Source organism: Cellulomonas sp. URHD0024, assembly GCF_000426185.1.
Lineage (GTDB): Bacteria > Actinomycetota > Actinomycetes > Actinomycetales > Cellulomonadaceae > Cellulomonas.
Window position 1 is genome coordinate 295,506 of the sequence record NZ_KE384505.1, and the last position, 13,920, is coordinate 309,425.

Genomic DNA, 13,920 nt, shown 5'->3' on the forward strand with positions numbered 1-13,920 from the left:
CGCATCGCCGCGGGTGGGTACTCGCTACGGGGTAGGGTCGCCGCATGCTGGTGCTCAGTCGTCGCGTCGGGGAGCGGCTCGTGATCGGTGACGACATCGTCGTCACAGTCATCGAGGTCCGCAGTGACGGGGTGCGGCTCGGTATCGACGCCCCCCGCGAGGTACGGGTGCACCGCGCGGAGGTGCTCGAGGCCGTCCGGGCCGCCAACGTGGACGCCGTGGCGGCCGACGAGAGCACCGCGGCCGCTCTGCAGCGCCTGGTCCTGCCCCCGCGCCCGACGTCACCCGGTCAGCCCGAGCCAGCTGCCGCGGACTCCTCAGGAACCCCTCCCGCCGACCGATGAGGTCGTTCGCCGGGACGCCTCGGTCACGAGTGCGTCACGCGCGGAATCGGGAGGACATCGGTGGAGGACATCGACGAGATCGTCCGTGAGTTCCTGGTCGAGAGCTATGAGAACCTCGACCAGCTGGACCGCGACCTCGTAGCACTTGAGGAGAGCCCCGGCTCACGCCCGCTGCTGGGCAGCATCTTCCGGACGATCCACACGATCAAGGGCACCAGTGGCTTCTTGGCGTTCGGACGTCTCGAGCGCGTGACCCACGTGGGCGAGAACCTGCTGGTCGAGCTGCGTGACGGCAAGCGGTCGATGGACCAGCGGACCACCGACGTCCTGCTGCAGATGACCGACTGCGTGCGTGACCTCCTCACCCACATCGAGGCCGACGGCACCGAGGGCGAGGTGGCGATCGACCCGGTGATCGAGGCGGTCGACGCGATCCGCAATGCCGGCGCCGCAGCGTCCGAAGCGGGCGCCGCACCTGCGGCCGCTGAGACCGTCGCCCACGCCACGGTCGGCGACACCGCCGCAGCGCCGCCCGCGGCAGCAGCGCAGCCCGCGGCCGCAGCGACCCTGGTGGTCGAGCAGCCGGCGCAGGCCCGTGGCGACGAGCCCGCCCAGAAGATCGGCGCACCGGCCGACAAGCCGCTCGTCCCGACCCAGACGAGCGCCCCGGCGGCCGAGAGCATCTCGGACGAGGCTGCGGGCTCCCGCGGCGGCGCGGCCGACACCTCGATCCGCGTGGACGTGGAGCTGCTCGACCTCCTCATGGGCCAGGTCAGCGAGCTCGTGCTGGCCCGCAACCAGATCAGTCGGCTCGCGTCCGGCACCGACGACCCGGACCTGTCCCGGTCCGCTCAGCGTCTCAACCTCATCGCCTCGGAGCTGCAGGAAGGCGTCATGAAGACGCGCATGCAGCCCATCGAGCACATCTGGTCCAAGATGCCGCGCATCGTGCGCGACGTCGCGGCCGCGTGCAAGCGCGAGGTCACGCTCGAGATGACGGGCGGCGACACCGAGCTCGACCGCAGCCTGCTCGAGGCCGTCAAGGACCCGTTGACGCACCTCGTGCGCAACGCCGTCGACCACGGCATCGAGCCGTCGGAGGAGCGCATCGCCGCCGGCAAGCCCGCCAAGGGTGTGCTGACGCTGCGGGCTTACCACTCCGGTGGGCAGGTCGTGGTCGAGGTTGCCGACGACGGACGCGGGGTCGACCCCGAGGCCGTCGCCGCCAAGGCCCTGGAGAAGGGGCTGCGCACCCTCGAACAGCTCGACGCGTCCAGCGACGCCGAGCTCCTGCAGCTGCTCTTCCTGCCCGGCTTCTCCACCGCCGCGAAGGTCACCAACGTGTCCGGCCGCGGTGTCGGCATGGACGTCGTGCGCACCAAGGTCGAGGCGATCGGCGGCAAGGTCGACATCGACTCGACGCTCGGTGTGGGGACCATCTGGCGCCTGCGCATCCCGCTGACGCTGGCGATCATGCCCGCGCTGACGGTCGAGTGCGCCGGTGACCTGTACGCGGTGCCGCAGATCAACCTGCTCGAGCTGGTGGCCCTCGACGGCCAGCGGTCGGGTACGGGGATCGAGTACGTGCACTCCGCTCCCGTCTACCGGCTGCGCGGCGAGCTGCTCCCGCTGGTCTCCCTCGCGGGCAGCCTGGAGATCGAGCAGGGCGCGCGAGAGCTGGAACGCAAGAGCGTCATCGCGGTCGTGCAGGCGGAGAAGCAGCGTTTCGGCCTGCTCGTGGACCGCGTCCTGAACACCGAGGAGATCGTCGTCAAGCCGCTGGCGACCCGGTTGAAGTCGATCGGCGTCTACGCGGGTGCCACGGTGCTCGGCGACGGTCGTGTCGCGCTCATCCTCGACGTGCAGGCCATCGCGCGCCGCGCCGTCGTCGGCAACGTCGAGCAGGCCAACAACGACGCCCGGCGTCGCGCCGAGGAGGATGCAGCCCTGACGCTCGACCTGGAGCGGGTGCTCGTGGTCGGGGTCGACGGGCGGCGCATCGCGATGCCGCTCGCCTCGGTCGCACGCATCGAGCACCTGCGCGAGGAGCACGTCGAACAGGTCGGTGGCCGCGAGGTCCTGCAGTACCGCGGCTCGATCCTCCCGATCGCCCGCGTCGCCCGGTTGGTGGGCGCGCCCGCGACCGCCGCGGACGGCGAGCAGCTGGTCGTGGTGTTCACGAACGGTGAGCGCAGCGCGGGACTCGTCGTCGAGGAGATCTTGGACATCCTCGACGACGACCTCGCGCACCACTCGGACATCGACTACCAGGGCCTGCTGGGCTCCACCGTCGTCGGCGACCGGGTCACCGAGCTGCTGGACACCCGCGCCGCGATCATCTCGGCGGATGCCCTGTTCTTCGACGCCGACGCCCTCGTAGGAGCCTCGTCATGAGCCAGTACGTCACGTTCACGCTCGACGGCAGCCTCTACGGCATCGACGTCGTCCGGGTGCAGGAGGCGCTGCGCGCGCAGAGCCGTACCCGCGTCCCGCTCGCTCCGGCGACTGTCGCCGGGCTGGTCAACCTGCGCGGCCAGGTGGTCCTCACGATCGACCTGCGCACGTGCCTCGGGCTGGAGTCCCGTCCTGACGTCACCGAGCCGATGATGGTCGTCGTCCAGGTGGCCGGCGAGGTCGTGAGCCTGCTGGTCGACAACATCGGCGACGTCATCGACGTGGGTCCCGACTCGTTCGAGACGCCGCCCGACACGCTCGACCCGACGGTCCGCCCGCTCATCCGTGGCGCCCACAAGCTCGACTCCGGCCTGCTGCTCGTGCTGGACGTCGACCGCGCCGTCGCTGCTTGAGTCCACCCGTCCGACCCCTCATTCCGAGGGGCTAGCAGCCGATCGGCTGAAACGCGGGCCGCCAGTGTCCGGTACCTAAGGAGAACCCATGTCGACGACCCTGCCCGCGACCGGCGCAGCCGTGCCGCGCCGCCGCGCCGCTTGGCTCGTGGACCGTTCGGTCCGCCTCAAGGTGCTCGCCCTGACCGCGCTGTTCGGCGTCACGGCGCTCGCCCTCGGGGTGTCCGCGTACCGCAACATGGAGGACATGGCGTGGGACACGAGCCGGGTCGCCGACGTCATCACGGACCTGACCACGCCGCTCGACATCGTGCACCAGGACCAGCTCAAGGCCCGGATGATCGTGGCTCAGCTCGCGGCGCTCTCGACCCCGGAAGCGCGCGACTACTGGCTGTCGGAGCAGACGGCCAACGACGCCGAGCTCGACCAGGCGATGGCCACGTTCGAGGCGAACGGCGGCGCCGAGGTCGGCGAGTGGGCGACCTTCACCGCGGCCTTCGCCGAATGGCGCTCGGCGCGTGACTCCCAGCTGGTACCCGCCGCGCTCAGCGGTGACCAGGCGCAGTACGAGGACATCCTCGACCGGGTCACGGAGCCGCTGAAGTCGACCTATGTGGACGCGCTGGACGTCACGGCAGAGGCGGCGACCGACAAGGCGCTGCACATCTCGTCCCACGTCCAGAAGCAGGCCGACGCCGTCGGTCGTCAGCAGCTGCTCATGCTCGCCCTCGCCCTGATCGGCGTGAGCGTCGCCGGCGCCGCGCTCGCCACGTGGATCCGCAACGCCATCCGCAAGGTGCAGGTCTCGCTCGAGGCGCTCGCCGGCGGCGACCTGACGGTGCGCGCCGTCGTGGCCAGCCGCGACGAGATCGGCCAGATGGCCGCGTCGCTGACCGTCGCGCAGGACGCCCTGCAGCAGACCCTCGCCGGGGTCATCGAGACGTCCCAGACGGTGGCTGCTGCCGCCGAGGAGCTGTCGGCGTCGTCGCACGAGGTCGCCTGGGGTTCCGACGAGACGAGCGCGCAGGCGGGCGTGGTGGCCGCGGCCGCCGAGCAGGTCTCGCGCAACGTGCAGGCGGTCGCCGCGGGCGCCGAGCAGATGGGCGCCTCGATCCAGGAGATCGCCCAGAACACCGTCCTGTCCGGCACTCACGTCGCCCACGCGATGAGCCTCGCAGAGTCGGCCAACGACCAGGTGGCTCGCCTCGGGGAGTCGTCGCGCCAGATCGAGAACGTGGTCAAGACGATCACGGCCATCGCCGAGCAGACCAACCTGCTCGCCCTCAACGCGACGATCGAGGCCGCTCGCGCCGGAGAGGCCGGCAAGGGCTTCGCGGTCGTGGCGGGCGAGGTCAAGGACCTTGCCTCCGAGACCGCCCGGGCCACCGAGGACATCGTCCGCCGGGTCGAGACCATCCAGTCCGACACCGCGGGCGCGGTGGAGGCCATCGGTCAGATCTCGGTCGTGATCGAGTCGATCAACGACGTGGCGATGGTCATCGCGGCGGCGATCGAGGAGCAGACCGCGACGACGAACGAGATGTCGCGCGGCGTGACCGAGGCCGCGACCGGTTCCGGCGAGATCGCGACCAACATCTCGGGGGTCGCCTCCTCGGCGGCGTCCTCTTCACAGACGCTCGGGCAGATGGGCGACGCCGTGAACGAGCTCGCCCGCATGTCCACCGACCTGCGCACCCGCGTGTCCGCCTTCACGTTCTAGAGCGCCGCCGCACCCTCGCGGCCGCCCCTTCCCAGCCCTCTCCCGACCCCGCGCCCCTGCCGTCGATCGGGGGAACGACGACAGACCGCATCCCGGAGGACCCCATGAGGATCGCCAAGCCGAAGCGCACCGCTGCGCCGACGCCCACTGCTGAGCCGACGACCGGCGTCGAGCCGACGGAGGCCGTCGAGCCGACGACCGCCGCCGAGCCGACGACCGCCACCGAGCCGAAGACCGCCGCTGAGCCGACGGACGGCGCCGAGCCGACGGACGGCGCGCGGCCGACGCCCCTCGCCCGGCTCGCGGGCCTCGCCAAGCCGGCGCGCCTCGCCGAGCTGGCGCGTCTCGCCAACCCTGCGCGTCTCGCGCACCTCGTGGGTCTGGGCAAGCCCGTCAGCGCCTCCGAGCCGACGCAGGACGGTGAGCCGACGGGCGCGACCGGTGCTGCGGTCGCCGGTGGGCACGCGGGCAACGCGCCCGTCAAGGTCGCCGGCCGTGGGAACTGGTTCATGAACCGGTCCGTGCAGACCAAGATCCTCACCGCGATCCTGCTGCTCGCCGCCGTGTCGCTGGGCACCGGCCTGTACGCGATCCAGGGGCTGCAGAAGGCCGCCGCGGACAGCCAGACGTTCGCCGACATCCAGACGGTGGTCTCGGGGACGCGCGTCAAGGTCCAGGTCGGCGAGATCGACGCGCGCCTCATCGTCGCGCAGATCGCCGCCGTGTCCGACGACCCCTCGCTCCAGACGTCCTGGCTCGAGAAGCAGAAGACCAACGACGCCGAGATGGCCGCCGCGATGAAGTCCTACTCGTCCGTGGCGCGCGCCTTCCGGGGCAAGGACTGGGAGTCGTTCGCCGGCGCGTACGAGGCGTGGATCGAGGTGCGCGACTCGACGCTCATCCCGGCTGCGACCGGAGGCAAGGCGGCGGTGTACACCGCGGCGGTCGAGGCAGTGGGCCAACCGCTCGTCGAGTCGTTCCAGGCTGACCTGGACAAGGTCGTCATCGACACGGACGCCTACAGCACGGCGCTCGCCGCCCAGTCCCAGGCCTCGGCCAACCGCGCCGAGCTGATCCTCGTGGTCAGCGTCGTCCTCGGGCTCCTCGTCGCCGTCGCCCTCGGGTTCGTGATCGCCCGCAGCGTCCGCAAGTCCGTGCGCAAGGTCGGTGAGGTGCTCGACGCGATGGCCGACGGCGACTTCACGGGTCGGGTCGAGGTCACGTCCACGGACGAGATCGGTCGCATGGCCCAGTCCTTGAACCACGCTCAGGAGTCGGTGCGGGCGGCGCTCGGCGGGGTGGTCGAGACGGCCGAGACCGTGGCGTCCGCCGCGGAGGAGCTGTCCGTCTCCTCGAGCCAGGTGGCCGCAGGCTCCGACGAGGCCAGCGTGCAGGCAGGCGTGGTGGCCGCGGCCGCCGAGCAGGTCTCGCGCAACGTGCAGGCCGTCGCCGCCGGCGCCGAGCAGATGGGCGACTCGATCCGCGAGATCGCCCAGAACACCGTCGTCTCCGGCCATCACGTGTCGCAGGCGATCGCGATGGCCGAGTCGGCCAACGACCAGGTCGCGCGGCTCGGCGAGTCGTCGCAGCAGATCGGCAACGTCGTCAAGACGATCACGAGCATCGCCAAGCAGACCAACCTGCTGGCGCTGAACGCGACGATCGAGGCGGCGCGTGCCGGGGAGGCCGGCAAGGGCTTCGCGGTCGTCGCCGGGGAGGTGAAGGAGCTCGCCTCCGAGACCGCCCGGGCCACCGAGGACATCGCCCGCCGCGTCGAGGCCATCCAGGCCGACACCGCCGGTGCCGTGGACGCGATCGGTCAGATCACCGTGATGATCGGCTCCATCAACGACGTCGCGACGATCATCGCCACGTCGATCGAGGAGCAGACCGCCACGACGAACGAGATGACGCGCGGGGTGGGCGAGGCTGCGGCCGGCTCCGGCGAGATCGCGACGAACATCTCCGGTGTGGCCAGCTCGGCCGCGGCTGCGTCGCAGACGCTCGAGCAGATGGGCAAGTCGGTCAACGAGCTGGCCCGGATGTCCACCGAGCTGCGCACCCGCGTGGCCGCCTTCACGTTCTAGCAGGACCTCGCACGACCCCGGTCCGCTCGTGTGCCGGGAAAGCAAGTCGATCGTCCGGGCGACGTCCTGTCGCGCACCTGAGAAAGGTCTCCCATGAGCAACACCACGCCGTCGAGCCCGGCCACCGTCGAGAGCTCCCCTGGCGGCCGGCCGCGCAGTCTGTCGCTGCAGACCAAGATCCTCGCCGCGAACGTGCTGCTCGCCGTGGTGTCGATCGGCACGGGCCTGTACGCCGTGTCGGCCCTGAACAAGGCTGCGGACGGGGACACGTCGGGGGCCAAGGGCGCTGCGACCGTCCTCATGATCTGCCTCGCCGTCGGCCTCGTCGTCGCGATGGGCGTGAACCTCCTGGTGTCGCGCCACCTGCGCGCGTCGATGAAGCAGGTCGGTGACGTGCTGGAGCAGATGGCTGCCGGCGACTTCTCCACGCGGGTCGAGGTCACCAAGAACGACGAGATCGGCCGCATGGCCCTCGCGCTGAACAGCGCCCAGGACTCCGTGGCCGTCGCGCTCGGCGGCATGGTCGAGACCGCCGAGACCGTGGCGGCTGCGGCCGAGGAGCTGTCGGCGTCGTCGCACGAGGTGGCGTCGGGTTCCGACGAGACCAGCGCGCAGGCGAGCGTGGTGGCCGCGGCCGCCGAGCAGGTGTCGCGCAACGTCCAGGCGGTCGCCGCCGGTGCCGAGCAGATGGGCGCCTCCATCCGGGAGATCGCCCAGAACACCGTCGTGTCCGGCAGCCACGTCGCGCAGGCGATCGTGATGGCCGAGTCGGCCAACGACCAGGTCGCGCGGCTCGGCGAGTCGTCGCAGCAGATCGGCAAGGTCGTCAAGACGATCACGAGCATCGCCGAGCAGACCAACCTGCTGGCACTGAACGCGACGATCGAGGCGGCGCGTGCCGGGGAGGCCGGCAAGGGCTTCGCCGTCGTCGCCGGGGAGGTCAAGGAGCTCGCCTCCGAGACCGCCCGGGCCACCGAGGACATCGCCCGCCGCGTCGAGGCCATCCAGGCCGACACCGCCGGTGCCGTGGACGCGATCGGTCAGATCTCCGAGATGATCGGCTCCATCAACGACGTCGCGATGATCATCGCGGCGGCGATCGAGGAGCAGACCGCGACGACGAACGAGATGTCGCGGGGCGTGGCCGAGGCGGCGACGGGCTCCAGCGAGATCGCGACGAACATCTCCGGTGTGGCCAACTCGGCGGCGTCCTCGTCGCAGACCTTGGGGCAGATGGGTTCGGCCGTCAACGAGCTGGCCCGCCTCTCCATGGACCTGCGTACCCGCGTCGGGGCGTTCGCCTTCTGACGGCGCAGCCCGACGCCCGCCGCACGACCCGGCGGGTGTCGGGACGCCTGACGGCTTCGAGCCTGGCTCGAGCCGAAGGGTCCACGCCGCATCACCATCTCCTGTGCGACCACCCCGCGGTTCACCTGCGGGTGGCGGCCTCCGAGGGCTCAGAAAGTGCCCTCGTCGGTCGATCACACAGACAACGAATCCGACGCCGCGGGCTACCCCCGCGCCGTCTGGTCCCAGGCCACCAGGCCGGGGCCCGTGTCAGACCAACCCATCGGCTACCAGTTGATGCGAAGGAGGAACCTTGAGCCCGATCCGCGTGCTCGTCGTCGACGACTCGGTCGTCGTACGTCGGCTCGTCACGGACGTCTTGTCCCAGGACTCGGACGTCGAGGTTGTCGGCTTCGCCACCAACGGCCGGCTCGCGGTCGCCAAGGTCGCCCAGCTGGCACCCGACCTGGTGACCATGGACATCGAGATGCCGGAGATGAACGGCCTCGAGGCCGTCCGTGCCATCCGGCGCGCCGGCCACAAGGTCCCGATCATCATGTTCTCCACGCTCACCGAGCGCGGTGCGATGGCGACGCTCGACGCCCTCGCCGCCGGGGCGCAGGACTACGTGACCAAGCCGGCCAACGTCGGCAGCGTGCAGGAGTCGCTCGCCCAGGTGGCCGACAACCTGATCCCCAAGATCAAGGCTCTCGTCGCCCGCAGGCCGGTCCGTGCAGCGGTCCGGTCGTCGGCGTCGTCGGCGTCGTCGCCGTCGTCGTCGGCTTCGTCGGTGGTCGCCGTCCCCGCGCCTCCGGCCCCCAGGATCGCCACGCGCCCTGAGCCGGCTGCGCACGCGATCCGCGCGGTCGTGCTCGGGTCGTCGACCGGTGGCCCCGAGGCGCTGTCCCGGGTGGTCGCCGCGCTGACGCACGCACCGCCCGTGCCGGTCCTCGTCGTCCAGCACATGCCGCCCGTGTTCACGAAGCAGCTGGCCGCTCGTCTCGACCGCCTCGGCCCGGCCACCGTGGTCGAGGCCGAGAGCGGCACGGAGCTGCTGCCCGGCACCATCTACATCGCGCCCGGCGACCGGCACCTCGAGGTGCAGCGTCGATCGGGCGTCGTGCGCACGCTGCTCACCGACGGTCCGCCCGTGAACTACTGCCGGCCGTCCGTGGACGTGCTCTTCGGGTCCGCCGCGCGCGTCTTCGGCGGGGAGCTGCTCGGCATCGTGCTCACCGGCATGGGGTCCGACGGACGCACCGGCTGCCAGAAGCTGGTCGACGCGGGCGGGACCGTCCTGGTCCAGGACGAGCCGTCCAGCGTCGTCTGGGGGATGCCCGGCGCTGTCGCGCACGCCGGCCTCGCGCACCGGGTGATACCGCTCGTCGGGGTGGTCCCGGCGCTCGAGCGCATGCTCGCGTCGACGTCCCACGGGGATGCCCCGTCCAGCCGAGGGGGGGTGGCCTGATGGCCGTCAGCGGGGAGTCGTTCACCTTCATCGCGGACCTGGTGCGTCGCCGAAGTGCGATCCTGCTCGCCCCCGGCAAGGAGTACCTGGTCGAGGGGCGCCTGCTCCCGATCGCTCGCGAGCGGGGGCTGCCCGATGTCGACGCCTACGTCAACAGCCTGCGCAACGGCGCCATGGAGACGGAGTTCGTCCGTGTGGTCGAGGCCATGACCACCAACGAGACCTCGTGGTTCCGCGACTCCGGACCGTTCTCGGCGCTGCGCTCGCACGCCGTCCCCGAGCTCATCGCGGCACGCGGCAAGACCGCACAGCTGAAGATCTGGTCCGCGGCCTGCTCGACGGGCCAGGAGCCGTACTCGATCGCGATGACCCTCGCCGACTGCCTGCCCTCGGGCGCAGGCGTCGACATCCTCGCGACCGACCTGTCCGAGCAGGTGCTCACCAAGGCCCGTGAGGCCCGGTACAGCCCGCTCGAGGTCAACCGTGGCCTGCCCGCCGCGATGCTCGTCCGGCACCTGACCCGCTCGGGCGGCGACTGGCAGGTCTCGCAGGAGCTTCGCGGCCTCGTGACGTTCCAGGCGCACAACCTTCTCGACGCGCCGCCCAACGGACCGTTCGACGTGGTGTTCCTGCGCAACGTCCTCATCTACTTCGACCTCGCCACCAAGCGCGCGATCCTCGACCGGGTCCGGCGCGTGATGAGGGCGGACGGAATCCTCGTGCTCGGCGCGGCCGAGACCACGATCGGCGTCGACGACGCCTGGGCACGCGTCCCTGTCGGGGCCGTCTCGATCTACCGCCCCACACGGCCGGTGCCCGTCGGCTCCACCGTGACACCTATCGTTCCGCAACCCCGAACGGCGTCTCTGTCGCCGGTACTGACCCAAGGAGCACACCGATGAGAGCGCTCGTGATCGACGACTCGCGCACGATGCGACGCATCGTCGCGGGTATTCTGGAAGGCCTTGGGTTCGAGACCGAAGGCGCAGAGCACGGGCGCGCCGCGCTCGACCTGCTCGAGGGGGGCCTCGACGTGCAGCTGTGCTGCGTCGACTGGAACATGCCCGTCATGGACGGCCTCGAGTTCGTCACCGAGGTCCGTGCCCGCCGGGACTGGAGGCACATCACCATGATGATGGTCACCACGGAGGGTGAGCAGGGGCAGATCGTCCGTGCCCTCGCCGCGGGCGCCCACGAGTACCTGATCAAGCCGTTCACCCCCGACGCAGTCCGCGGAAAGCTGGACCTGCTCGGACTTCTTCCCATTGAGGAGCTGGCATGAGCACCATCGTCGAGCACGACCAGGTCTTCCTCATCGCGCAGGAGGTCTTCGCCTCGATGATCGACGGCGACCCAGGGCTGCTGCAGCCGTGGACCGGCGACCTGCCCGAGTTCGAGGAGCCGATCGTCGCCTGGGTCGACCTCTCCGGTGACTGGGCCGGTCGGGCCGAGCTCCTGACCGCGACGGCCACGGGCCACGACCTCGCGCGGGCGCTGCTCGCCATGGAGCCCGACGAGGTCGTCACAGCGCTCGACCTCGTGGACGCGTTCGGCGAGGTGGCCAACGTCGTCGGCGGCAACGTGAAGTCGCTGCTCCCGACCCAGGGCAAGCTCGGCCTGCCGCAGGTCGCGCCCGTCGCGCCCGTCGTGCCCGGCGCCGTCGTCGTGCAGGAGCTCCGGCTCGCGTGGCGCGGCATGCCGCTGGTCGTCACCGTGCTGGGCTTCGTCCCGGCCGACGAGGAAGGGACCGCCGGAGGTGACATCCGATGATCCGCGTACTCGTCACCGACGACAGCCGCGTCATGCGCCAGATCGTGATCCGCACGCTGCGCCAGGCCGGCTACGACTGGGACGTCCGTGAGGCGTCCGACGGCACCGAGGCACTCGAGGCCATCCGTGCCGACGAGCCCGACGTCGTCCTGTGCGACTGGAACATGCCCGAGATGAACGGCATCGACCTGCTGCGCAACATGCGCGCCGAGGGATTCCAGACTCCGTTCGGGTTCGTCACCTCGGAGGGGTCGCCGGAGATGCGCGCGACCGCCGAGGCCGCCGGCGCCCTGTTCCTCATCGCGAAGCCGTTCACCCCGGACGCCTTCCGCGAGGTCATCGAACCGGTGCTCGCATGAGCGCCGCGACGCCGCTGCCCTCCGCCAAGGAGGTCCGCGAGCTGATCGAGGGTCTCGTCGGTCGTGAGATCGCGGTCCTGACCGGTGGCCCGATGGTCGACCCGGGCTCCGAGGACGGTGCCCTGGTGGGCGTCTACGTCGACGACCGGCACAAGCTGACGGGCCTCGTGCTCTTCGACGTGCCGCTGGCCGCGTACCTGGGCGCGTCGCTCGGGCTCGTTCCCGTGCGCATCGCGCAGCAGCACGCCGACGCCGGCGTGCTCTCCGAGGCGCTGTCCGAGAACGCCGGCGAGATCCTCAACGTGATGTCGTCCTTGTTCAACGCCGAGGGTGCGCCGCACGTGAAGCTCGGCAGGGTCTACGAGCCGAAGGCTCACCTCCCGGCCGACGTCGCCCAGTGGGTCCTCACGTACGTGCGACGGATGGACCTGGAGATGGACGTGCCCGGCTACGGCCCCGGCAACTTCTCGCTCCTGGTCATCTGAGAACAGGTGTGAGCGTCGTCTGACGTCCACGGCGCGCGCGCCTGCCGACGTGCCCGTGCTCTGGCACACTGCGGCGCATGACGACGACCACCCGTGGCTCGACGAGCGCGATCGACCGGTTCTTCAGGATCACCGAGCGCGGCTCGACCGTCGGCACGGAGATCCGCGGCGGCCTGGTCACCTTCTTCACGATGAGCTACATCATCGTGCTGAACCCGCTGATCATCGGCACCGTGCAGTCCGGCACCGGGCAGTTCCTGGGCGGCGGTGACAAGCCGAACCTCGCGCTCGTCGCGGCCGCGACCGCCCTGGTCGCCGGCGTGATGTCGATCCTCATGGGCGTCGTAGCGAACTTCCCGCTCGCGCTGGCCGCCGGCCTCGGCCTGAACGCGGTCGTCGCGTACTCGATCGCCAAGCTGCCCGACATGTCGTGGCCGGACGCCATGGGGATCGTCGTCCTCGAAGGCCTGGTCATCCTGGTCCTGGTGGCCACCGGTCTGCGGCAGGCGGTGTTCCGCGCCGTCCCGCTCGAGCTCAAGACCGCCATCAGCGTGGGCATCGGCCTGTTCATCGCGTTCATCGGCCTGGTGGACTCCGGTTTCGTGCGGGTCCCCACCCCGGCGTCGACCCCCGTCGAGCTGGGCATCCACGGGTCGCTGGGCAGCTGGCCGCTGATGGTGTTCGTCGTCGGCCTGTTCACCGCGATCATCCTCATGGTCCGCAAGGTCAACGGCGCCATCCTCATCGCGATCGTCTCCGCGACCGTCCTGGCCCTCGTCGTGGAGCTCGTCGGCGATCTGGGTTCGAGGTCTGACGAGAACCCCGGTGGCTGGTCGCTGGCCGTTCCGCACTGGCCGTCCGGTGGCATCGTCGCGACGCCGGACTTCTCGCTGGTCGGCCAGTTCTCGCTGTTCGGCTCGCTCCAGTCGATCACGGCCCTCGCCGTGATCCTGCTCGTCTTCTCGCTCGTGCTCGCGGACTTCTTCGACACGATGGGGACGATGGTGGCCGTCGGCGGCGAGGCCGGCCTGCTCGACAAGGAGGGCACCCCGCCGGGCGCGACCCGGATCCTCGTCGTCGACTCTCTGGCCGCCGCCGCCGGTGGTGCGGGCAGCGTCTCGTCGAACACCGCCTACATCGAGTCCGCGTCCGGCGTCGGCGACGGCGCCCGCACCGGGCTGGCCTCCGTGGTCACCGGCGTCGCGTTCCTGCTGGCGACGTTCCTGTCCCCCCTCGTTGAGCTCGTCCCCTTCGAGGCCGCGACCCCGGCCCTCGTCGTGGTCGGCTTCCTCATGTTCACCCAGATCACGGGCATCAACTGGCGCAACTACGAGGTCGCCATCCCGGCGTTCCTGACCATCGTCCTCATGCCGTTCACCTACTCGATCACCGTGGGGATCGGCGCCGGCGTCATCATGTTCGTGGTGCTCAAGCTGGCCCTGGGGAAGGTCCGCGAGATCCACGCGTTCATGTGGATCACGTCCGCCCTGTTCGTCGTCTACTTCCTCCTGGGCCCCATCAAGGCGTGGCTCGGCATCTAGCCCGCGTCGGAGCGGTCGGCGGCGTGCGTCCCCAGCGCCGCTTGGGACTGAT

Annotated in this window: 13 protein-coding genes; all 13 read left to right on the forward strand. The window is 70.7% G+C overall.

Annotated elements, in window-relative coordinates:
- The first annotated feature begins 44 nt into the window (after positions 1-44).
- The gene (gene csrA / locus I847_RS0117635; RefSeq protein ID WP_028050741.1) at positions 45-344 is read left to right on the forward strand and encodes a carbon storage regulator CsrA; all 300 of its coding nucleotides are present in this window, start codon (positions 45-47) and stop codon (positions 342-344) included.
- A gap of 60 nt (positions 345-404) precedes the next feature.
- Positions 405-2,738: a chemotaxis protein CheA gene (locus I847_RS0117640; protein ID WP_028050742.1), complete on the forward strand. Its 2,334-nt coding sequence runs from the start codon at positions 405-407 to the stop codon at positions 2,736-2,738.
- Complete coding sequence (locus I847_RS0117645) at positions 2,735-3,151, forward strand: chemotaxis protein CheW (protein ID WP_028050743.1); 417 nt, start codon at positions 2,735-2,737, stop codon at positions 3,149-3,151. The genes I847_RS0117640 and I847_RS0117645 overlap by 4 nt, the downstream gene beginning before the upstream one ends.
- 88 nt (positions 3,152-3,239) lie before the next feature.
- Positions 3,240-4,871 carry a methyl-accepting chemotaxis protein gene (locus I847_RS0117650; protein ID WP_034610832.1) on the forward strand — a complete coding sequence of 544 codons (1,632 nt, stop codon included), beginning with the start codon at positions 3,240-3,242 and terminating at the stop codon, positions 4,869-4,871.
- A 104-nt stretch (positions 4,872-4,975) separates the two neighbouring features.
- Entirely contained in the window at positions 4,976-6,958 is a 1,983-nt protein-coding gene (locus I847_RS0117655) for a methyl-accepting chemotaxis protein (protein ID WP_231384272.1), read from the forward strand.
- A gap of 93 nt (positions 6,959-7,051) precedes the next feature.
- On the forward strand, positions 7,052-8,266 hold the full coding sequence (locus I847_RS24630; RefSeq protein WP_051275031.1) for a methyl-accepting chemotaxis protein: 1,215 nt from the start codon (positions 7,052-7,054) through the stop codon (positions 8,264-8,266).
- Positions 8,267-8,558: 292 nt separating this feature from the next.
- Complete coding sequence (locus tag I847_RS0117665; protein ID WP_028050746.1) at positions 8,559-9,713, forward strand: chemotaxis response regulator protein-glutamate methylesterase; 1,155 nt, start codon at positions 8,559-8,561, stop codon at positions 9,711-9,713.
- Positions 9,713-10,615, forward strand: coding sequence for a protein-glutamate O-methyltransferase CheR (locus tag I847_RS24635; protein WP_081681095.1), 903 nt, complete (start codon positions 9,713-9,715; stop codon positions 10,613-10,615). The genes I847_RS0117665 and I847_RS24635 overlap by 1 nt, the downstream gene beginning before the upstream one ends.
- Entirely contained in the window at positions 10,612-10,995 is a 384-nt protein-coding gene (locus I847_RS0117675) for a response regulator (protein WP_028050747.1), read from the forward strand. The genes I847_RS24635 and I847_RS0117675 overlap by 4 nt, the downstream gene beginning before the upstream one ends.
- A complete protein-coding gene (locus tag I847_RS24640; protein WP_034610835.1) occupies positions 10,992-11,483 on the forward strand; it encodes a chemotaxis protein CheX in 492 nt (163 codons plus the stop codon). The genes I847_RS0117675 and I847_RS24640 overlap by 4 nt, the downstream gene beginning before the upstream one ends.
- The gene (locus I847_RS0117685; protein WP_081681097.1) at positions 11,480-11,842 is read left to right on the forward strand and encodes a response regulator; all 363 of its coding nucleotides are present in this window, start codon (positions 11,480-11,482) and stop codon (positions 11,840-11,842) included. Before I847_RS24640 ends, I847_RS0117685 begins: the two co-directional genes overlap by 4 nt.
- Positions 11,839-12,327, forward strand: a complete 489-nt coding sequence (locus I847_RS0117690) for a hypothetical protein (protein WP_028050749.1) — start codon at positions 11,839-11,841, stop codon at positions 12,325-12,327. Before I847_RS0117685 ends, I847_RS0117690 begins: the two co-directional genes overlap by 4 nt.
- Positions 12,328-12,404: 77 nt before the next feature.
- The gene (locus I847_RS0117695) at positions 12,405-13,868 is read left to right on the forward strand and encodes an NCS2 family permease (protein WP_028050750.1); all 1,464 of its coding nucleotides are present in this window, start codon (positions 12,405-12,407) and stop codon (positions 13,866-13,868) included.
- Positions 13,869-13,920: the final 52 nt, after the last annotated feature.

Bases quoted from the DNA above. Each gene is read 5' to 3' on its own strand.
- csrA (WP_028050741.1), top strand. From the start codon at position 45: ATGCTGGTGCTCAGTCGTCGCGTCGGGGAGCGGCTCGTGATCGGTGAC.
- I847_RS0117645 (WP_028050743.1), top strand. From the start codon at position 2,735: ATGAGCCAGTACGTCACGTTCACGCTCGACGGCAGCCTCTACGGCATC.
- I847_RS0117650 (WP_034610832.1), top strand. From the start codon at position 3,240: ATGTCGACGACCCTGCCCGCGACCGGCGCAGCCGTGCCGCGCCGCCGC.
- I847_RS0117655 (WP_231384272.1), top strand. From the start codon at position 4,976: ATGAGGATCGCCAAGCCGAAGCGCACCGCTGCGCCGACGCCCACTGCT.
- I847_RS24630 (WP_051275031.1), top strand. From the start codon at position 7,052: ATGAGCAACACCACGCCGTCGAGCCCGGCCACCGTCGAGAGCTCCCCT.
- I847_RS24635 (WP_081681095.1), top strand. From the start codon at position 9,713: ATGGCCGTCAGCGGGGAGTCGTTCACCTTCATCGCGGACCTGGTGCGT.
- I847_RS0117675 (WP_028050747.1), top strand. From the start codon at position 10,612: ATGAGAGCGCTCGTGATCGACGACTCGCGCACGATGCGACGCATCGTC.
- I847_RS24640 (WP_034610835.1), top strand. From the start codon at position 10,992: ATGAGCACCATCGTCGAGCACGACCAGGTCTTCCTCATCGCGCAGGAG.
- I847_RS0117685 (WP_081681097.1), top strand. From the start codon at position 11,480: ATGATCCGCGTACTCGTCACCGACGACAGCCGCGTCATGCGCCAGATC.
- I847_RS0117690 (WP_028050749.1), top strand. From the start codon at position 11,839: ATGAGCGCCGCGACGCCGCTGCCCTCCGCCAAGGAGGTCCGCGAGCTG.
- I847_RS0117695 (WP_028050750.1), top strand. From the start codon at position 12,405: ATGACGACGACCACCCGTGGCTCGACGAGCGCGATCGACCGGTTCTTC.